General features: G+C 48.7%; 18 protein-coding genes. All 18 read left to right on the top strand.

All coding sequences use genetic code 11. From position 1 onward, the window contains the following. The first annotated feature begins 3 nt into the window (after positions 1-3). The 18 genes from AC3WU2_RS28500 to lysS all read left to right on the top strand — a co-directional run bounded on the left by AC3WU2_RS28500 (position 4) and on the right by lysS (position 19,220). The gene (locus tag AC3WU2_RS28500; protein WP_492458281.1) at positions 4-1,800 is read left to right on the top strand and encodes a sensor histidine kinase; all 1,797 of its coding nucleotides are present in this window, start codon (positions 4-6) and stop codon (positions 1,798-1,800) included. Beyond that, positions 1,797-2,990 carry a response regulator gene (locus AC3WU2_RS28495; protein WP_492458280.1) on the top strand — a complete coding sequence of 398 codons (1,194 nt, stop codon included), beginning with the start codon at positions 1,797-1,799 and terminating at the stop codon, positions 2,988-2,990. The genes AC3WU2_RS28500 and AC3WU2_RS28495 overlap by 4 nt, the downstream gene beginning before the upstream one ends. A 268-nt stretch (positions 2,991-3,258) precedes the next feature. Beyond that, entirely contained in the window at positions 3,259-4,875 is a 1,617-nt protein-coding gene (gene nadB / locus AC3WU2_RS28490; protein WP_492458306.1) for an L-aspartate oxidase, read from the top strand. Further along, the gene (nadC, locus tag AC3WU2_RS28485; protein WP_492458279.1) at positions 4,868-5,734 is read left to right on the top strand and encodes a carboxylating nicotinate-nucleotide diphosphorylase; all 867 of its coding nucleotides are present in this window, start codon (positions 4,868-4,870) and stop codon (positions 5,732-5,734) included. Before nadB ends, nadC begins: the two co-directional genes overlap by 8 nt. Before the next feature lie 2 nt (positions 5,735-5,736). Continuing rightward, positions 5,737-6,507: a type III pantothenate kinase gene (locus tag AC3WU2_RS28480; RefSeq protein ID WP_018759455.1), complete on the top strand. Its 771-nt coding sequence runs from the start codon at positions 5,737-5,739 to the stop codon at positions 6,505-6,507. Positions 6,508-6,535: 28 nt separating this feature from the next. Beyond that, complete coding sequence (gene hslO, locus AC3WU2_RS28475; RefSeq protein WP_018759454.1) at positions 6,536-7,429, top strand: Hsp33 family molecular chaperone HslO; 894 nt, start codon at positions 6,536-6,538, stop codon at positions 7,427-7,429. 78 nt (positions 7,430-7,507) lie between these two features. Then, on the top strand, positions 7,508-8,470 hold the full coding sequence (locus AC3WU2_RS28470) for a peptidylprolyl isomerase (protein WP_492458278.1): 963 nt from the start codon (positions 7,508-7,510) through the stop codon (positions 8,468-8,470). Between the two features lie 223 nt (positions 8,471-8,693). Beyond that, positions 8,694-9,632, top strand: a complete 939-nt coding sequence (gene cysK / locus AC3WU2_RS28465) for a cysteine synthase A (RefSeq protein ID WP_492458277.1) — start codon at positions 8,694-8,696, stop codon at positions 9,630-9,632. Positions 9,633-9,840: 208 nt separating this feature from the next. Continuing rightward, positions 9,841-11,394 carry an anthranilate synthase component I family protein gene (locus tag AC3WU2_RS28460; protein WP_492458305.1) on the top strand — a complete coding sequence of 518 codons (1,554 nt, stop codon included), beginning with the start codon at positions 9,841-9,843 and terminating at the stop codon, positions 11,392-11,394. A 330-nt stretch (positions 11,395-11,724) separates the two neighbouring features. Continuing rightward, entirely contained in the window at positions 11,725-12,315 is a 591-nt protein-coding gene (gene pabA / locus AC3WU2_RS28455) for an aminodeoxychorismate/anthranilate synthase component II (protein WP_492458276.1), read from the top strand. A 3-nt stretch (positions 12,316-12,318) separates the two neighbouring features. Continuing rightward, positions 12,319-13,311 carry an aminotransferase class IV gene (locus tag AC3WU2_RS28450; protein WP_492458275.1) on the top strand — a complete coding sequence of 331 codons (993 nt, stop codon included), beginning with the start codon at positions 12,319-12,321 and terminating at the stop codon, positions 13,309-13,311. After that, positions 13,260-14,111 (top strand): dihydropteroate synthase, encoded by an 852-nt coding sequence (gene folP, locus AC3WU2_RS28445; protein ID WP_492458274.1) that lies wholly within the window; start codon positions 13,260-13,262, stop codon positions 14,109-14,111. Before AC3WU2_RS28450 ends, folP begins: the two co-directional genes overlap by 52 nt. Before the next feature lie 430 nt (positions 14,112-14,541). Further along, positions 14,542-14,904, top strand: a complete 363-nt coding sequence (gene folB, locus AC3WU2_RS28440) for a dihydroneopterin aldolase (protein WP_018759447.1) — start codon at positions 14,542-14,544, stop codon at positions 14,902-14,904. A 215-nt stretch (positions 14,905-15,119) separates the two neighbouring features. Next, on the top strand, positions 15,120-15,665 hold the full coding sequence (gene folK, locus AC3WU2_RS28435; RefSeq protein WP_492458273.1) for a 2-amino-4-hydroxy-6-hydroxymethyldihydropteridine diphosphokinase: 546 nt from the start codon (positions 15,120-15,122) through the stop codon (positions 15,663-15,665). Continuing rightward, positions 15,617-15,832, top strand: coding sequence for a helix-turn-helix domain-containing protein (locus AC3WU2_RS28430; RefSeq protein WP_026264165.1), 216 nt, complete (start codon positions 15,617-15,619; stop codon positions 15,830-15,832). Before folK ends, AC3WU2_RS28430 begins: the two co-directional genes overlap by 49 nt. A gap of 30 nt (positions 15,833-15,862) precedes the next feature. After that, complete coding sequence (gene dusB, locus AC3WU2_RS28425; protein ID WP_492458272.1) at positions 15,863-16,879, top strand: tRNA dihydrouridine synthase DusB; 1,017 nt, start codon at positions 15,863-15,865, stop codon at positions 16,877-16,879. Positions 16,880-17,124: 245 nt separating this feature from the next. Continuing rightward, positions 17,125-17,601: a transcription elongation factor GreA gene (gene greA, locus AC3WU2_RS28420; protein ID WP_314590717.1), complete on the top strand. Its 477-nt coding sequence runs from the start codon at positions 17,125-17,127 to the stop codon at positions 17,599-17,601. A 110-nt stretch (positions 17,602-17,711) separates the two neighbouring features. Beyond that, entirely contained in the window at positions 17,712-19,220 is a 1,509-nt protein-coding gene (gene lysS / locus AC3WU2_RS28415; protein ID WP_379351590.1) for a lysine--tRNA ligase, read from the top strand. Positions 19,221-19,442: the final 222 nt, after the last annotated feature.

Raw genomic sequence — 19,442 nt, 5'->3', positions numbered from 1 at the left:
GCTATGAAAAGTTACAATTCGATCCATGGCCGCTTGTTCATGATTTTCTTGTTTAGCATGCTTGGTCTGCTGCTCATTGTAAGTCTGGTCTATTACCAGCGGGCGACGGAGCAGATCAGGGATAAAGTTAGCGTCGTTGCTGAGAAAAATATATCACAGACCGCAGGTCTGTTCGACCTCATGCTCAAAGGCTATGACGGTGTAACCAAATCGCTGAACAGTAACAATGAATTAATGAGATTGCTTCATGCCCAACCGACGGCTGCGTCAGTGGCTGCGGTGAATATGGAACATCGCATCACCGATATTCTTGGGGTCGTGTTCTATTCACGTAATGATATTGTAGGCATACATGTGATCACGGATCAGGGGACCGTCTTCAGCTTTGATCGTTCGATCCGAACAGAAACGATGGGATACGTGGGGCAGCCTTGGTATTCCGAGCTCAAACAGTCGACTGGCGAGATGAAATGGCTTGGCGTATATCCGCAATCCCTGATGAGCAGCGATATCGACCGGCCTGTTTTTGCCTTTGGTCGTCAATTGTTCGATTTGAGTAGCTTGAAGCCCATCGGGCTTGTGTTGATTGAAGCTGACGCCAGTGCCATCTTATCTGCACTCTCCAATGCGAGTCTTGCACCCGGGAGCAGCGTGATGATCCGAGGGGCTGACGGCAAAGAAATTATTCGTACGAAAGCTGTGAAGGAGGATATGAATATTATTCCGCCGGACTGGCCGGGGGATATCAAACCGAATACAGTCGCTGTTCGCGAATGGAATCAAGCGTTAGTTACCGCAGCGCGGATTAATATAGCCCATTGGACGGTCATTGGCGTCACGCCTGATCGCGAACTGAAATTAGAAGTCAAAGAAACACAGCAATTCCTGCTCACTGTCATCATTGTGCTTGTCCTGGTAGCTACGATTGTGGCCACATTCGTATCCCGTTCTTTTTCATATCCATTCAAACGTCTGATCCAGCAGATGAAGCAGGTGGAGCTAGGGAATTTCAAAGGGAAAGTGCATGTCGATTCGTACGATGAGCTGAATGTGCTCGTTGGTTCGTTCAACCGCATGGTCTATCAAATGGATGAGCTGATTGAGCGGATCAAGCTCGCTTCGATTAGTGAGAAGAATGCGCAGCTTCAAGCGTTACAATCCCAAGTGAACCCCCACTTTTTGTTCAATACGCTTGATATGATCTATTGGATGCTCGATGAGCGGGAGAATGACAGGCTCGGTAAGGTCATTCTAGCGTTATCTCAAATTTTTCGTTACAGCAGTGATTGGGAAGAAGCTTCCCGCGTCAAGCTTCGAACGGAGCTGGATCAACTACAGCATTATTTGACGATCATTGAGACGAGGGTCGGAGGACGCGTGCAGACGGTGATTGAAGTCGAGGAACGCTGGCTCGATGCCGAGGTACCGAAGATGATCCTACAGCCCATTGTGGAGAACGCCGTAAAGTATGGACTCGAGCCGCTAAGCCGACAAGGCATATTGAAAGTATACTCCAGGCAAACGGAAGATCGGCTGGAAATCGTAGTTCAAGATAATGGGCTAGGCATCGATGAGGAAGCGTTATCCCAGTTGTCTCGGCTTCTTGCAGGCACACCGATGCTTGAGCTAGCTCCAGAAGAGACAAATATGCGCCGCGGCATAGGGCTTCTGAATGTGCATCGTCGCATCCGTTTAATGTATGGCGATCAATATGGCATCCGTGTAGAAAGTGTCCGAAACGTAGGAACGACGGTGATTGTCTCGTTCCCAATTCCTGAGAAGGAGGAACTGGAAGCATGAATATTCTAGTCGTGGACGATGAGCTTATCATTCGAGAAGGGATCGAACGTACGATTCATAAGAATTTTCCGGAGCACCGTGTCTTTCAAGCAGCCAACCCTGAAGAAGCTGTCGACTTGTTAACGAATGTTCCGATCATGCTGGTCCTTACCGATGTTCTGATGCCAGGGATGACAGGCCTTGAATTGATGGAGATCTCTCGCAAACGCCATGCTCATATCAAATGGGTGGTAATTTCCGCCTATTCTGAATTTGCGTATGCCCAAGAAGCCATTCGGCTTGGTGCCAAGGATTACTTACTAAAGCCGATCGGTAAAGAGATCTTGGTAAGTAAGATCGAAGAGTTAACTGAAGAAATTTCGCATGAAAATGAGAGAACGCAGGAAACCCTGCTATTGAAACGGAACTTGCGATTTTGGAGGGAAGGGTTGCTCGCTCGCTGGGCCGCTGGTCTAGATCTGGGCGGGATCGATTTGGCTCCGATTACGGGCAATTACCCGCATTTCCATTTGGTTATGGTACGGTTGGAGAGCGACTCGCATAGGAAGCTGGAGCATTTCATCGTTGAGAACGTACTCACGGAATTGATTGATACGGTGGGTAAAGGGTTTGTCGCCAATATGGATACGAAAAGCTTGTTAGGCCTCGTGACGTTGAATCATGACGAAGGACTTAACCCGTTAATTGAGCAATTGCGGAGCCATCTGAAACGGTATTTGAAGATACCTTTTCAAGTTCTCAACTCGGGACGGATTTCTGATGTAGAAGGTGTCCCTAAACAAGTTCAGCAAATGGTTAAGAACTCTGCATCGCAGGTCTATGATCATTATGCGACGGGCGGTGAGCATGCAGTAAATGTAGCGCTCCAATATATTCATGCGCACTATGCATCGGAGCTGTCCCTGGAGAAGGTGGCATCGGTTATCTATTTGAACCCGGTCTATTTCAGCCAACTGTTCAAACAAAAGACGGGAAAAGGTTTCAAAACGTATGTTACCGATATCCGGTTGGATCGTGCGATGGCCATGCTGCGGGAGTCGGAGCTGAAGGTAAGTGAGGTTGCTGAGCGGGTGGGCTACCCGGATGTCCGGCATTTCTCCCAAATCTTTCGGAAAAAAACAGGGCTTACCCCTTCTGAGTTTCGTGCGCATGAGCCTTGCTCTATGAATTGTAACGCCCAACATGAATAGTAATCACCGAGAGAGCGCCTAGAAGGTGCTCTTTTTTGCTGCGTTTTGCATATTAAAACTTTGTGAAGAAGTATTTTGGATAAGGGGTTTATTTATGCTCTCAACAGCATTAAAATAGATACAGTTTCATGCGGGATGCTTGGAAGTGATTATTCCAAGCTTATATGTGATAAAAAGAACATCATTGAACAAGAGATGAAGAGCATAAATAAAATCCTACAGGATGCGACATCGCAGCACTCTAGTATGAGGATAGGTGGGAATGAAGATGATTCCACAGTATTTGGTTGATTTTTCTCTACAAGATTTACCGAGAATCGATACGGATGTTATTGTCATTGGCGTTGGGATTGCAGGGCTTTTCACGGCGATTAAAGCCAGCGAGCAGAATCAAGTGATTATGATCACGAAGAAATCACTGATGGACAGCAATACGCGTTATGCCCAGGGCGGCATTGCAGCGGTTATCGCAGACGATGATTCGCCGGAATATCACGAGGAAGATACGTTAACAGCTGGGGCAGGGCTTTGCTCCGAAGAGGCGGTTCATGTGCTGGCTCATGAAGGGCCGGAAGGGGTCCGGCAGCTCATGAAGATGGGTACGGAGTTCGACCTGGAGGATGGCGAATTGGCGCTAACGAAGGAAGGGGCGCACAGCCACCGCCGTATTCTGCATGCCAACGGGGATGCGACGGGATTTGAGATTGTTCGTGCGTTATCGGAGAAAGCCAAAGTCAATCCAAAGATTGATATCTGGGACGACCATTTCGTGATTGATTTAATAACACATGATGGCGAATGCATCGGCGTACTGGCTCAGAAACCAGATGGCAGTCGTGTATTTGTTCAGGCAAAAGCAACGATCCTGTGTTCAGGCGGCGCAGGGCAATTGTACCGTTATACGACGAATCCTGATGTGGCGACAGGCGATGGAATCGCCATGGCATATCGGGCTGGGGCCAATATTCAAGACATGGAATTCATTCAATTTCATCCTACCTCCCTTTGTTATCCGGGTGCTCCAAGGTTTCTCATCTCCGAAGCGGTACGCGGAGAAGGTGCTTACTTGCGCAATATAAAAGGCGAGCGATTTATGGACAAGTACCATCATCAGTTGGAGCTTGCCCCTCGTGATGTTGTTGCTCGTGCGATCGTGAGTGAAATGGAGGAGACGAATTCTACATTTGTATTCCTCGATATTACCCATGAATCCGAAGCCTTCATTAAGCATCGCTTCCCAACCATCTATGAGACTTGTCTGAAATATGGGCTAGATATGGCTGCGGATTGGATTCCTGTGGCTCCGGCTGCCCATTATACGATGGGAGGCGTGCAGACGGATCTGAACGGCGAGACGAATTTGAAGCGGCTTTTTGCCTGCGGTGAAGTGTCTTCGACAGGTGTCCATGGAGCGAATCGTCTAGCGAGTAACTCCTTGTCCGAAGCGATTGTATTCGGCCGTCGGATTATCGAACGTATCAATACGTTGTCACCACAGGCGCAGGTTTCAATGGATATCTCCTTTACGGAAGACCGCAAGGAGGTGCCAAGCCAGGCCATCGTAGAACGACGGTTGAAGCTGCAGAAGGTGATGGTGCGATATGTCGGATTACGGCGTCATGCTGCGGGGCTGCTCAAGGGTCTGGATGAATTAAAACGGCAATATCCGATTTATCATACATGCTTAACCAAACGTGAAGAATATGAATTTGCCAACATGCTGACGTGCGCAACACTCGTGACGGAATCCGCGTTATGGCGCGAAGAAAGCCGCGGTGCGCATGCTCGTGAGGATTACCCTGAGCGTGATGATCTAGCGTGGCACAAGCATACCGTGTGTCGCCGTAATCATGGCATTACAGAGGAGCGAATTGAACATGTTTAATGCATATAATCAGGCACTGCGCGACCAGATTCGCGCATGGCTTCAGGAGGATATCGGGACGGGTGACGTAACGACAGCCTTCACGATCCCAGTTGGTGCACAGTCCAAGGGCATCATCCACGCTAAGGAAGCGGGTGTGATCGCAGGGATTCCTGTGGCTCAGCTTGTATTCGAAATCGTGGATCCGACACTGACATGTTATTCGCAGGTGGAGGATGGGCAATATGTTGATAAAGGTACGACACTTATTATCGTTGAAGGCAGTACGCATAGTATTTTGACTGGGGAACGCCTAGCTTTGAACCTCATGCAGCGTCTTTCGGGGATTGCGACGAAAACCCGTAAGTTCGTGGATGCGCTAGAGGGGCTTCCAACACGTCTTGTCGATACGAGGAAGACAACACCGGGCCACCGTGCACTAGAGAAGTATGCTGTGCGCGTTGGTGGAGGCGCTAACCATCGCTTCGGGTTGTATGATGCGGTCATGATCAAGGATAATCATATTAAGGGTGCAGGCGGTATTATACCGGCCGTCGAACGAGCGCGTATGAACATTCCCCATACCATGAAAATCGAAGTTGAGGTCGAGGATTTCGATCAACTCGAAGAAGCACTGCAAGCGCAGGCGGATATTATTATGTTCGATAATATGAGTCCATCGCGCATGGCGGAAGCCGTACGACGAGTGAAATCGCGTGCGCCACATATTGTGACCGAGGCATCCGGCGGAATTACGCTTGAGAGTATTCGTGAGAAAGCAGAGAGCGGCGTTGAAGTCATCTCTGTCGGCGGGTTAACGTATTCGGTTGCAGCCTTGGACATTAGTCTAGATCTAAATGAGAAGAAGGCGGAGGCATAAAAGTGATATTGGTTATCGATGTAGGGAACACGAATATCGTATTGGGACTCTATCAAGATCGTGAACTGCTGCACCATTGGCGGTTAAGTACGAATCGGTCTGCAACGGTAGACGAATATGGCATTCAAATTCATAATTTATTCCGAATGGGCCGTGTGGAGACGAGTGCGATCGATGGGGTGATTATCTCATGCGTCGTGCCGCCGATCATGGGTACACTGGAGCATTTGTGCGAGACTTACCTTGGTAAGACGCCGCTCGTTGTTGGACCGGGCCTCAAGACGGGACTCAATATTCGTTACGAAAACCCACGTGAAGTGGGGGCGGACCGTATCGTGAACTCGGTCTCCGCGATTGAACAATATGGCGGGCCACTTATTGTAGTCGATTTTGGTACAGCGACGACCTTTGATTACATTGATCAGAAGGGTAATTATTTGGGCGGAGCGATCGTTCCGGGTCTTGGCATTTCAACGGAGGCTTTGTATCAACGAGCTGCCAAACTGCCGAGAATCGACCTGTCGAAGCCGAAATCCGTCATCGGGCGCAACACCGTACACTCTATGCAGGCGGGAATTATCTACGGTTATGCGGGGCAAGTCGATGGGATCGTTGAGCGGATGAAAGCCGAGACAGGTGAGAACCCTAAAGTCATTGCCACAGGCGGACTTGCGGCGCTTATCGCGAAGGAGTCGCGATCGATTGATGAGATTAACTCCATGCTGACATTAGAGGGCTTGCGTCTCATCTATCAACGAAATCAGCATGCATAATAGGAAATACAGAGCAGGAGGTACGAACATGACAGAAGCAGGACAACAGAAAGATTATTTGATTCGGGGTACAGCCTATAACGGAAAGGTGCGTGTATTTGCTGTAAGGACGACACAACTGGTGGACGAATTGAGACGCCGTCATGGTACCTATCCGACTGCAACAGCGGCACTTGGACGTACGGCATCGGCAGCTGCCATGATGGGTGCGATGCTCAAGGGTGAAGAGAAGCTGACGATTCAAGTGAAAGGGAACGGACCTCTTGGACAAATCGTAGTCGATGCGAATGCGTATGGTGAAGTTCGCGGTTACGTGAACAATCCAGATGTTCATTTGCCGAGCAATGCGCAAGGGAAGCTGGATGTTGCTGGTGCAGTAGGACGCGAAGGCTTCATCTACATGATTAAGGATTTGGGGCTTAAGGAGCCTTACCGTGGCAGTACGCCGATTGTCTCAGGTGAGCTCGCGGAAGATTTTACGTACTATTTTGCCAAATCAGAACAGACGCCTTCTGCGGTAGGACTTGGTGTTCTCGTGGATACGGACGGATCTGTTATTGAAGCCGGCGGATTTATTATTCAATTATTGCCGGGATTAACCGATGAAGAAATTACGAAGATTGAGAATGCACTTGGTGTGCTTCCGACGGTAACGACTTTGCTTAATCAAGGAATGGATCTCGATGAGATGCTGCGCCAGATCGTGGATGATGTGCAGATTATGGATCAGATGGACATTCAGTTCCGCTGCCAATGCTCGCGTGATCGGGTAGAGACGACATTGCTCAGCCTTGGAAAATCTGAGATTGAACAGTTGATTGCAGATGATGAACAAGCCGAAGTCATTTGCCACTTCTGTAATGAGCCGTACCAATTCAACCGTGAAGAGCTCGCTGCTTTGCTCGAGCGTGCCACGAAATAAGAAGCATGACGAGGTGTACCACCTGCTAGATCAGTCTTGAAGTACGATGGAAAAGGATATTGGGGAAGAATGACAAGGATGGAGAAAGGCCTTTGGGTTTCTGTTACGGTGCTGGTAGGTTGTGTTGTTATTTTATCATGTATTATTCTGCTTCGATTGTCGGCGTCGGAGACGAAGGAGCAGGAAGGTTCAGACGCCTCGTCACAGCGTGAAGATTCATTGTCATCCTCGAGCGTAATTGCTCGGCTTGGAGGTGATTCCATCACCGAAGGGCAGATGCAGCACGAGCTGTCGAGGAAATATGGCGTGCAAATGCTGCAAGACATGCTGAAGGAGAAGGCTGTTGATCAAGAGGCAGCGCTTCTAGGCATTGAAGTGACACCCACAGAGGTGGATCAAGAGCTGAAGCGTGTGGTGGCTGGGTACGAAGATGAGGAAGCCTATTATAAGCTGATGCTTGAGCAAGCTGGGTTAACACGGGCTGGCGTACGTGATGATATCTATCGCGGGCTACTCATGGATAAGATTATGATCGTTTATGCGAATGTTCGGGAAGACGAGATTAACGACTATATTTCGGCCAACCCGAAGGTATTCCATGCGCCTGAGCAGCTTAACATCTCTCAGATCATGGTGGATACGAAGAAAGAAGCTGAGGAAATCCTGGAACAACTTGCTGATCATGCTGATTTTGCATCATTAGCAGAACAATATTCAACGGATGTCTTCTCGTCGGATCAGGGCGGCGAATTAGGTCTTATTGATGTGGATGATCCCTTTACGGACCCTGTTATTCTTGCCTCTGCCAAGCGTCTTGAGGTTGGGCAAGTCGATGGTCCGGTCAAGCTCAAGCAAGGATACGCGATTATCCAGTTGAACGGCAGAATAGCAGCGCGATCGATGAGTGATGAGGAGTCTCGCATCGTGGCGCGCAAAGAGATTGCACATACGAAAGGGAAGTCTTTGCAAGAAATCGAGCAGGATCTCCTTGAGAAATATAGGGCGGAAGTCTTGGATTCGAAATATCTGGCGATCCAATGAATAAGTGCTCTGTAAATACGATATCGTATTTACAGAGTATTTTTTTGTGCCTAGTAGGCAATTCAGGCGTGGATTTTGGGCATATGCCTGTTATTTTAAAGATCTGGTACTTTTTTCATGTGATGTGTTGACAACCGCTTCGCTGGTTTGATACTATGATATTAATTTAAACCTACTGAATTAGTCGGAAATAATAAATTGATGAATACTGGGAGGCATTATCATGGCTAGAATCGTACAGAATGTTACGGACCTTATTGGAGATACACCTCTTGTTCGCTTGAATCGCATTGTGCCTGAAGGCAGTGCAGAGATTTACGTGAAGCTGGAGTATCAGAACCCAGGCTCCAGTGTGAAAGACCGTATTGCGATTAACATGATTGAAGCAGCGGAGAAAGAAGGCCGTATCAAACCAGGCGACACCATCATTGAGCCTACGAGTGGTAATACAGGGATTGGACTTGCGCTTGTCGCAGCAGCGAAAGGCTACAAAGCGATTCTTGTTATGCCAGAGACGATGAGTCTTGAGCGTCGCAACTTGCTTCGCGCGTATGGTGCAGACTTGGTGCTAACACCGGGTGCGGAAGGAATGAACGGTGCCGTTCGTCGTGCGGAAGAGCTCGCTGCCGAGAATCCCAGCTATTTTATTCCTCAACAGTTCAAGAACCAAGCGAATGTTGAGATTCACCGTCTAACGACAGGCCCTGAGATTGTTGAAGCGATTAACTCGCTTGATGGTCAGTTGGATGCCTTCATTGCAGGGATCGGTACAGGCGGAACCATTTCCGGCGCAGGTGAAGTCTTGAAACAGAACTTCCCGAATATTCGCATTGTTGCGGTAGAACCATCGGCATCACCAATTCTTTCTGGCGGTAAACCAGGACCTCACAAGATTCAAGGGATCGGAGCGAACTTCATTCCAGAAATTCTGAATCGTGAGATTTATGATCAGATCATTACGGTTGAGAATGATGATGCGTTCGAAATAGCGCGTCGTGTTGCGAAGGAAGAAGGGATTCTAGTCGGTATATCTTCCGGTGCAGCGATTCATGCGGCATTGAAGGTTGCAGCTGAGCTAGGAACAGGCAAACGTGTCGTTGCGATCGTCCCAAGTAATGGCGAACGTTATCTCAGCACACCGTTGTTCAATTTCGAGAACTAATCCTAAATTGATCTATTGCGAAAATAAATGATAAATGATAACCCTCCTGCGATTCGATATGCAGAGAGGGTTATTTGCACAAATAGAACATGGTATACTAGCAACCATATAAGAAGACATTCGAATCGACCTTCGAAGTCGTGGTGCGATATCGCGGTATTCGGAGTTCGTTCATATAGACCGTTCGCAGGGGGACAAGATCGTGAAGATGACAATGACGACAAGGGAGCAATGGAAGGAATGGAGTGCAGCGTATTCGGTGCTGCCGATGGTGCGCAGATTCCCATGGCATGAAGCGGAGCGGGGTATCGTATCATGGCGCAAGGCTTGGGAGGCTGCAAGTGAGTATTCTTTCGTTCTTGAGAGTGGGAAAGTTGGGCGATACACCTTCTTTGGCCTTGCACCGACTTCGGTTATTCGGGGGAAGGGAGATCTGGCGGAGACTTCCGAAGGGGTTAAGCTGGAAGGGGCACCTCTATCTGTTCTGAAGAAATGGATGGCACCTTATCAGGCTCCAACGATCGAAGGCGCACCGAAGTTCATTGGGGGCTGTGTAGGGTATCTTAGCTATGATATCGTTCGTTCCCTAGAGCGACTTCCGTTATATGCAGCAGATGATCTGGATCTGCCCGATTATGTGTTCATGCGGATGGATGAGGTCTGGATCGTGGATCATGAGGCACAGGAACTGATCTGTGCGGTTCATATGCCATGGGATAGAGATCGGAATTCGAAGGACAAGCTTAATTCGTTGTATCTCGCAGCGGAAGAGCGTATAGAGCGGATGAAGCGATTATGGGATGCACTGGTGGACCAAGGCGTTGGATCGGAGGAAGAGACGCGTATGAGGCGATTGGCGATGTTTCAAGAGGAAGGCCAATCGTTACTTCAGGGCGCAGGTACACTTGAAGGGATGGATACGGTATTCCCACGGGCCGATTTCGAAGAAGCCGTACGTCGAATCCAACAATACATTGGCCAAGGGGATGTATTCCAGGTTAATCTATCGCTTCGTCAGAGCATGGGGGTAAATTCCTCACCGGAGCAATTATATGAATGGCTGCGTCTCGTGAACCCTTCCCCTTATATGGGAATGCTTCGCTTCCCTGATTTCCAGATCGTCTCCGCATCACCGGAGCTGCTCGTGAAGCTGGAACAGGGGCGTGTGAGTACACGGCCTATCGCAGGGACAAGACGGCGTGGGCGCACGGAAGAAGAAGATCTTCAGATGGAAGAGGAATTACGTACGAATGAGAAGGAGCGGGCAGAGCATATTATGCTTGTCGACCTAGAACGTAATGATCTTGGACGTATATCGCGCTATGGGTCTGTTCGGGTAAGTGAATTGATGGCCATTGAACGCTATTCTCATGTGATGCATTTGGTGTCAGAGATTGAAGGCGAGCTTGCAACAGGCAAAGACGCTTATGATATCCTAGCGGCGACATTCCCGGGAGGGACGATTACGGGGGCACCGAAAGTGCGCACGATGGAGATTATCGAGGAGCTCGAGCCCGTTCGCCGCGGGCCGTATACCGGATCTTTTGGGTGGATTGACTATAATGGGAATATGGAATTTAATATAATTATTAGAACGGTGACGCTTAAGGATGCGAAGGCGCATATTCAGACGGGAGCAGGGATTGTTATTGATTCGGTCCCCGAACGGGAATATGCAGAATGCCTGAACAAAGCGAAAGCGATGTGCAAGGCGATTCAGTTGAGTGAGCTTGAAGCGAACACCATATTGAGCAAGAGCTAGGAGAGGTAGTTCAAAAAGTTATCTTTTGATCACGAAGTAGTTCGAGAAGTGATTCCACATCGAATCTTGCGTTCATCCTCGAATAGGGTATGCTTCCGAAGTATGTTTCCATAGGAAACATTTTAGGTACTCATGTAGGTTTTGCCTACACTCTGTTTCCTCCTGAAAGTTTTTCGCAGAAAAACTTGCTACGGAAGCATTATCCGAGGATTCACGCAACCTTGACGAGAGTGCTTCCGATGTGAGTTTTCTTCGAAAACTTCTAGGTGCTGAAAAGCCACCTTTTTGAACACGCATGATTTAGAACGAGTTGAGAGGAGAAGAGATGAGATGATTTTAGTAATCGATAACTATGATTCCTTCACGTATAACTTGGTGCAGTATTTAGGTGAATTGGGTGAAGAGGTGGTCGTACACCGGAACGATGAGATTGATATCGCAGGGATTGAGGCGTTGAAGCCTGATCATATTTTGATCTCACCGGGGCCATGCACACCGAATGAAGCGGGCATCAGTATGGAGGTTATTGCATATTTCAAAGGTAAAATACCGATTCTTGGCGTGTGCCTAGGCCATCAATCGATTGGACAAGTGTTTGGCGGCAACGTCATTCGTGCGGAGAAGTTGATGCACGGGAAGACGTCGGAGATGCACCACAACGGCGCAGGTTTGTTCGAGGGATTGCCCACGCCGTTCACGGCAACCCGTTATCACTCGTTGATTGTGGAGCGGGAGTCGCTTCCGGATTGTCTGGAGATTACAGCCGAGACAGCGGACGGTGAGATTATGGGATTACGGCATCGCGAGTACCCAATTGTCGGCCTACAATTTCACCCCGAGTCGATAATGACGGACCACGGGCACCGGATGCTGAGCAATTTCTTGCGATTACGCGCCGGCGCACCGACTGGTGAAGCGTAAACGATGCAGCTCATCGGATTTAACGGTCGTATCGTTTCGCCGCAAGAGGCCATGATCTCGGTACTGGATCATGGCTTTTTGTACGGACTCAGCTTGTTCGAGACGTTCCGCACCTACGGCGGACGTCCATTCCTGCTGAGTCGCCATTTGGACCGCCTCGCGGATGGCTGCCGCGCGGTCGGGATCGAGCTCCCGCGCGATGCACAGCTCGCGCAGGTCCGGCGCCACGTCGCCGAGCTGCTGCAGGCCAGCGGCCTGCGCGACGGCTACGTGCGCTACACCGTCACGGCTGGCGACGCTGCGCTCGGCCTGCCGGAGAGCACGTACACGACACCGAACGTCGTCGTGTACGCCAAGCCCTTGCCCGCCGCCGTGCCGCTGGTGGCCAAGGGCAAAGCCCTACAGCTATTGCGCACGCGCCGCAATAGCCCGGAAGGCGATGTGCGTCTCAAATCCGCACATTACATGAACAACATCCTCGCTAAGCGAGAGCTCGGTGAGACCCCTTCGGCCCGCGCGTCGCACGGCGCGCCCGCCGAAGGCTTAATGCTGAACGCCGCAGGTCACGTCACCGAAGGCATTGTCAGCAATGTCTTCTTTGTGAAGAACGGCGTGTGCTGTACCCCTGCGATCGATACCGGCATTCTGCCCGGTATCACGCGCGGCTTTGTGCTGGAGCTGGCGCAGCAGGCAGGCATCGCTATGGAAGAGGGTTATTATACGTGGGAAGACCTTCTCGATGCCGATGAAGTGTTCATCACGAATTCGATCCAAGAGATTGTACCGATCCATACCCTGTACGACCTCGAAGGTGTCAGATGGCGTGCCGAATCACGTCAGCCGGCAGGCAATCCAGTATTTATAGAGGCATCTCGTACCATTACGCTTCAATTACACCAGGCCTATCAACAAGCGATAGACCTACATAAAGGCGGGACAATAACATGCAACCAACCATCTACCATCGACAATATTCGCTCGGTCCCTCCTCGTTAACCCTTGGAACCCGGACACAAATCATGGGGATTCTGAATGTTACGCCCGATTCCTTCTCGGACGGCGGACGTTATAACGCCATCGATGCTGCAGTTGCCCATGCGAAGCAGCTTGCGGCCGAGGGTGCTGACATCATTGACATCGGAGGGGAGTCGACACGCCCTGGGTTTGCTGCCGTACCATTAGAGGGAGAACTGGAACGCGTCATCCCCGTGGTTCACGCTATCCATGCAGCAGCGCCAGAGATTATCCTGTCTGTGGATACGTACAAAGCTGAAGTTGCCCGACAGGCGCTCGAAGCCGGCGCACATATCATTAATGATGTGTGGGGATTCAAACGCGATCCGCAAATGGCTGCCGTCGCTGCGCAAGCAGGTTGTCCGGTGATTCTCATGCATAACCGAGAAGAACGGGATTATCGCCACTACATGACAGATATTTTGAATGACCTTCGGGATAGTATTGCGCTTGCTCGCGCTGCGGGTGTAGCGGATGAGCAGATTATCGTCGATCCAGGGATCGGATTTGCCAAGGATTATCAGGAAAACTTATATTTCATGCGTCAGCTGGATCAGCTTCATGAACTCGGGTATCCGATTTTGCTCGCAACCTCCCGCAAACGATTCATCCGTACAGCGCTTGATCTTCCTGTCGATGATGTCGTGGAAGGAACGGCAGCTACCGTTGCTTTTGGTATCGCCCAAGGCTGTCAGATCGTGCGCGTGCATGATGTGCAGAAGATTAAGCGTACCGTCGATATGTGTGATGCGATGCTGTATGCCTCAGAGCCGAATTACTAATTCCCTTATAGAGGTTGTTCAAAAAGTCATCATTTGCCCACATCAGAAAGTGACTTTCTTTCTGATTGGCGTCTAAACCTACATTACGATCGCGGTCGCTCATCGAGGAGTTACTTCGATAAAGGTTTATACATCACGAAGTCATCCAAGAAGCATAATCGACATCGAATCTTGCGTTCACCTTCGAAGAGCATATGCTTACGAAGTATGTTTCCTTCGGAAACATTTCAGGTACTCATTTAGGTTTCGCCTAAACTCCGTTCCTCCTAAAAGTTTTTCGGAGAAAAACTAGATACGGAAGCATTGGCCCTTCAGGTTCTCGCAACCTGAGCATATGCTTACGATGTAAGTTTTCTACGAAAACTTTCAGGTGCTGAAATGCCGACTTTTTGAACACGCACTTACAACTCACCCTAAAGGAGCTGAAATGATGGATACAATGACATTAACGCGCATGGAGTTCTACGGTTATCACGGCGTGTTCGAAGAAGAGCGTAAGCTAGGCCAGCGTTTCTACGTTGATCTGGAGATGAAGATGGACCTCTATCCAGCCGGATCAACCGATGATTTGACTGCATCCGTGAATTACGCCGAAGTGTTCTACACGGTCAAAGAAGTGGTCGAGACGAAATCTTTCCAACTTATAGAAACATTGGCGGAAAATATTGCATCTACCGTACTCGCCACTTATACTAAGATCAACGAATTGACGGTGCGTGTCATTAAGCCGCATCCGCCCTTTGACATTCATTTTCAAGGTGTTACAGTTGAAATTTGTCGCCCAAGACGTTAGATTGATGTGTAGAGGAAGTTCAAAAAGTCAACATTTGACCACGAAGCAATCCAAGAAGCATAATCGACATCGAATCTTGCGCTCACCTTCGAAGTCCGGTACTCATTTAGGTTTCGCCTAAACTCCGTTCCTCCTTCTTCAGGTTCTCGCAACCTTCTCGGTGCTGAAATGCCGACTTTTTGAACACGCACGTATAGAAAGTGAGAATATAGCCAATGACTTATTCCAACCCCTCGGATCATTCTGAGGTTTATATTGCTTTAGGGGCTAATTTAGGGGACCGTGAACACACGTTGATGACGGCGATTGAACTGCTGGACCGTCATCCGGCGATCACGGTTCTGCGTGTGTCTTCCATGTACGAGACAGACCCGTTTGGTTATGTGGATCAACCTGCATTTCTGAATATGGCGCTTGCCGCTAACACTAGCCTTGAACCCGAGGCCCTGCTCCGAGTATTAATGGAGACAGAGAAGGAACTGGGTCGTGTCCGAGATGTGCACTGGGGCCCGCGTACGCTGGATTTAGATTTTATTCTAATGAATAATCAGCTGTTTACATGGAACTCTGAGACATTGATTCTCCCTCACCCACGGATGCACGAGCGACTTTTCGTGCTGACTCCGCTCTCAGACATTATCCCTGCAGGACTTCTGCACGAATTCGTACAGGACGCTATGGATAAACTGGAGGGAAAGGAAGGCGTTCGCCGTTGGAGAACTATCAATTGGCACAGCGGATCCGAGCATTCCGCAAATTAAAAAACCTTACGCAGCAGCAGCTTGCGGACCGTATGGATATCTCTGTTGCCGTACTTGGCGCCATTGAACGCGGTAACCGTAGACCTGAAGAGACTCTGCTCATCCGGATTTCAGAACATCTTGGCATTACAATGGAAGAATTAACTGGTGCGATGAACACGCGATAAATATGGCAATTCTAGAAAGAGGTTATGATTATGCTTAAAATCGGCAATATCGAGATGAAGAACCAAGTTGTGCTTGCCCCTATGGCTGGCGTGTGTAACCCGGCTTTTCGTCTTATCGCCAAAGAATTTGGTACCGGTCTGGTATGCGCGGAAATGGTTAGTGACAAGGCCATTCTGCATGGCAATAAAAGAACGATTGAAATGCTCTACGTCGATGATCGTGAGAAGCCGTTAAGCTTGCAGATTTTTGGCGGAGACCGTGAATCGCTTGTCGAAGCGGCGAAAGTTGTCGATACGCAGACCAATGCCGATATTATTGATATTAATATGGGATGCCCTGTGCCGAAGATCACCAAGTGTGATGCAGGCGCACGCTGGCTCCTCGATCCGAACAAAATTTATGAGATGGTATCCGCCGTTGTTGATGCAGTGCAGAAGCCTGTTACGGTGAAAATGCGCATCGGCTGGGATTCCGATCATATCTATGTTGTAGAGAATGCGAAAGCAGTAGAGCGTGCAGGCGGTCAAGCGATCAGCGTGCATGGTCGTACACGGGAGCAATTGTATACAGGCAAGGCTGACTGGGCATATATTAAAGATGCCAAACAAGCGGTATCCATTCCAGTAATCGGGAACGGGGACGTAGCTACGCCAGAGGATGCTAAGCGGATGCTCGAAGAGACGGGCTGTGATGGGGTGATGATTGGTCGCGGCGCACTCGGCAATCCGTGGATGTTATATCGTACGGTAGAGTATTTGTCGACAGGGATTTTGCTGCCTGATCCATCCGCACAAGAGAAGATCCGGATTGCGATTCTTCATATGGACCGTCTTGTTGCCTTGAAGGGCGAATCGGTTGCGGTCAAAGAGATGCGTAAGCATCTGGCATGGTACCTCAAGGGATTATCGGGTGCTGCGCGCATCAAAGACGTTATTATGGAAGAAACGCGTCGGGACGAAATGGTACGAATTTTAGAACATTTTGTAGAATCATTAGACCAAGCCGATCAAGCTACCTCAGATGAAGGCGAAAAGGTCGTTCATTAGACAAATTGTGAGCTCAGCCGTGAATAAAGCGGTTTCATAGGGTGGAGCAAGTGTCATTGACATTTCGGTTGGCTTCCCCTATAATTCTGCATTAGTAAATTTGACTCGGTTTGAGAAGTACGTTCTATATGATTCAAGTCATCATGATTTCCGAGCGAAATATATTTTTAAATAAGAAAATGAATTCGTATCTGCAATCGTATCGGGTGCGAAAATCTCTCACATGACAGGAGAATCGGTGAAAAATGAGCGATAAAGAAGTAATTCTGACCCAGGATGGTCTGAAACGGTTGGAGGAAGAATTAGAGAACCTAAAATCCGTGAAGCGCCGTGAAGTCGCAGAACGGATCAAGATCGCAATTGGCTACGGCGATATCAGTGAGAACTCCGAATATGAAGATGCGAAGAACGAACAAGCATTTATTGAAGGACGGATTATTACGTTGGAGAAGCTGCTTCGCAACGCCCGCATCATTAACAAGGATGAGATTGATGTGGATACAGTAAGCATCGGTTCCAAAGTTGTTGTGGAGGATTTAGAGTTCGGCGATACGATGGAATATTCCATTGTCGGTACAGCAGAATCCGATCCGCTTCAGAACAAGATTTCGAATGAAAGCCCAGTGGGCAGAGCGATCCTTGGCAAGAAAAAAGGGACCGTAGTTGATGTTAACGTTCCAGCGGGCATTATCCAATATAAAATCGTAGATATCAAAAAGTAAACTCGAATTTCGTGTAGAAACGCTTTCTGTCCACAAAAAGGACGCCGAAGGCGTTTCTACTTGCTATAATAGGGTATAACGTTTGAGCTAATGAAGGAGATGACACAGGAATGTCGGAAGAAATAGTAAGCCAGGAAACCGAACTTAGTGAATTGCTTCAGATTCGTCGCAACAAATTGGACGAGCTGCGCAAGTTAGGGATCGATCCATTCGGCAAGAAATACGTGAGAACACATACAGCGAAGGAAATCCTAGATGCGTATCAAGATGTGAGCAAAGAAGATCTTGAAGCGCAAACTGTTGAAGTCAGTCTAGCAGGTCGTATTATGGCCAAACGCGGCATGGGTAAAGCAAGCTTCGCCCACATTCAAGACTTGAGCGGCAAAATCCAAATCTATGTGCGTCAAGATACGGTACCTGCTGAGAAATATCAAGGTTTTGATATTCTTGATCTTGGCGACATCGTAGGTGTAACAGGCACCGTGTTCAAGACGAAGACAGGCGAGACTTCTATCAAAGTGAAGGATCTCGAGGTTCTGTCGAAATCTCTATATCCGTTGCCGGATAAATTTGCAGGATTGAAAGACGTAGATCTTCGTTATCGTCAACGTTATGTTGATTTGATCATGAGTCCGGATGTACAGCAGACATTCATTTTACGTTCCCGTATTATTCAGTCGATGCGTCGTTACCTCGATAGCAAAGGATTCTTGGAAGTGGAGACACCGACACTGCATACCATTGCTGGGGGTGCCGCAGCACGTCCATTCATTACGCATCACAATGCGCTTGATATGGAATTGTACATGCGTATCGCAATCGAACTTCACTTGAAACGTCTAATCGTCGGTGGTATGGAGAAAGTCTATGAGATTGGCCGCGTGTATCGGAATGAGGGGATTTCGACTCGCCACAATCCAGAGTTCACGATGATCGAATTGTACGAAGCGTATGCGGACTACGAGGATATCATGAACTTGACGGAGCAGACGATTGCACATATCGCACAAGAAGTGCTTGGTACCACAACGGTTGATTACCAAGGACAAGAAGTGAACCTGGCTCCGGGCTGGCGTCGTGTATCCATGGTTGATGCTGTTAAGGAAGCTGTAGGCGTAGACTTCAAGCAAGAGATGAGTCATGAAGAGGCACATCGCCTTGCCAAAGAACATAAAGTTCCTGTGGAGCCGCATATGTCGGTAGGCCATATTTTGAACGCGTTCTTCGAGCACTTCGTGGAAGAGACGTTGATTCAACCAACGTTCATTACAGGACATCCGGTTGAAATTTCGCCGCTTGCGAAGAAGAATGAGCAAGACCCGCGCTTTACGGATCGTTTCGAGCTATTCATCGTGGCACGTGAGCATGCGAATGCATTTACGGAGTTGAATGATCCAATCGACCAACGTGAGCGTTTCGAAGCGCAGTTGCGTGAGAAAGAACAAGGTAATGACGAAGCGCATGAGATGGACAATGACTTTATCCGTGCATTGGAATACGGTATGCCACCAACAGGTGGACTGGGTATCGGGATTGACCGTCTTGTGATGCTGCTTACGAATGCACCATCCATTCGTGATGTGCTGTTATTCCCGACGATGCGTCATTCGGCGGAGTAGTTTGCAGTGATAAGGGGCAATCTTGGAGCGTACGCGTTCTAAGGTTGCTTTCTCTTTTTTAGAATGATTTAGTTTGTAAAATAATACCTGTTGCATCAAACTTCGTGTCCGTGATATATTAGTATTCCGCCCAAGAGAGACGGGCCAATAATATATCGCAGCTTATCTTCTTTAAAAGAGATTTTAAAAAAGATTCAAAAAAAAGCTTGCATTATGAAATCA

The organism is Paenibacillus sp. EB106-05-06-XG162 (assembly GCF_058791655.1).
The sequence above is the reverse complement of the archived record's forward strand: the minus strand, read 5'-3'. Positions and strand labels throughout refer to the sequence as shown.

What these genes read in the sequence shown, in the direction of transcription:
- pabA (WP_492458276.1), top strand. Translation starts at nt 11,725, where the DNA reads ATGATTTTAGTAATCGATAACTATGATTCCTTCACGTATAACTTGGTG.
- folK (WP_492458273.1), top strand. Translation starts at nt 15,120, where the DNA reads ATGACTTATTCCAACCCCTCGGATCATTCTGAGGTTTATATTGCTTTA.
- folP (WP_492458274.1), top strand. Translation starts at nt 13,260, where the DNA reads ATGCAACCAACCATCTACCATCGACAATATTCGCTCGGTCCCTCCTCG.
- greA (WP_314590717.1), top strand. Translation starts at nt 17,125, where the DNA reads ATGAGCGATAAAGAAGTAATTCTGACCCAGGATGGTCTGAAACGGTTG.
- dusB (WP_492458272.1), top strand. Translation starts at nt 15,863, where the DNA reads ATGCTTAAAATCGGCAATATCGAGATGAAGAACCAAGTTGTGCTTGCC.
- AC3WU2_RS28495 (WP_492458280.1), top strand. Translation starts at nt 1,797, where the DNA reads ATGAATATTCTAGTCGTGGACGATGAGCTTATCATTCGAGAAGGGATC.
- AC3WU2_RS28500 (WP_492458281.1), top strand. Translation starts at nt 4, where the DNA reads ATGAAAAGTTACAATTCGATCCATGGCCGCTTGTTCATGATTTTCTTG.
- nadB (WP_492458306.1), top strand. Translation starts at nt 3,259, where the DNA reads ATGATTCCACAGTATTTGGTTGATTTTTCTCTACAAGATTTACCGAGA.
- nadC (WP_492458279.1), top strand. Translation starts at nt 4,868, where the DNA reads ATGTTTAATGCATATAATCAGGCACTGCGCGACCAGATTCGCGCATGG.
- AC3WU2_RS28460 (WP_492458305.1), top strand. Translation starts at nt 9,841, where the DNA reads ATGACAATGACGACAAGGGAGCAATGGAAGGAATGGAGTGCAGCGTAT.
- lysS (WP_379351590.1), top strand. Translation starts at nt 17,712, where the DNA reads ATGTCGGAAGAAATAGTAAGCCAGGAAACCGAACTTAGTGAATTGCTT.
- AC3WU2_RS28450 (WP_492458275.1), top strand. Translation starts at nt 12,319, where the DNA reads ATGCAGCTCATCGGATTTAACGGTCGTATCGTTTCGCCGCAAGAGGCC.
- folB (WP_018759447.1), top strand. Translation starts at nt 14,542, where the DNA reads ATGGATACAATGACATTAACGCGCATGGAGTTCTACGGTTATCACGGC.
- AC3WU2_RS28470 (WP_492458278.1), top strand. Translation starts at nt 7,508, where the DNA reads ATGGAGAAAGGCCTTTGGGTTTCTGTTACGGTGCTGGTAGGTTGTGTT.
- hslO (WP_018759454.1), top strand. Translation starts at nt 6,536, where the DNA reads ATGACAGAAGCAGGACAACAGAAAGATTATTTGATTCGGGGTACAGCC.
- cysK (WP_492458277.1), top strand. Translation starts at nt 8,694, where the DNA reads ATGGCTAGAATCGTACAGAATGTTACGGACCTTATTGGAGATACACCT.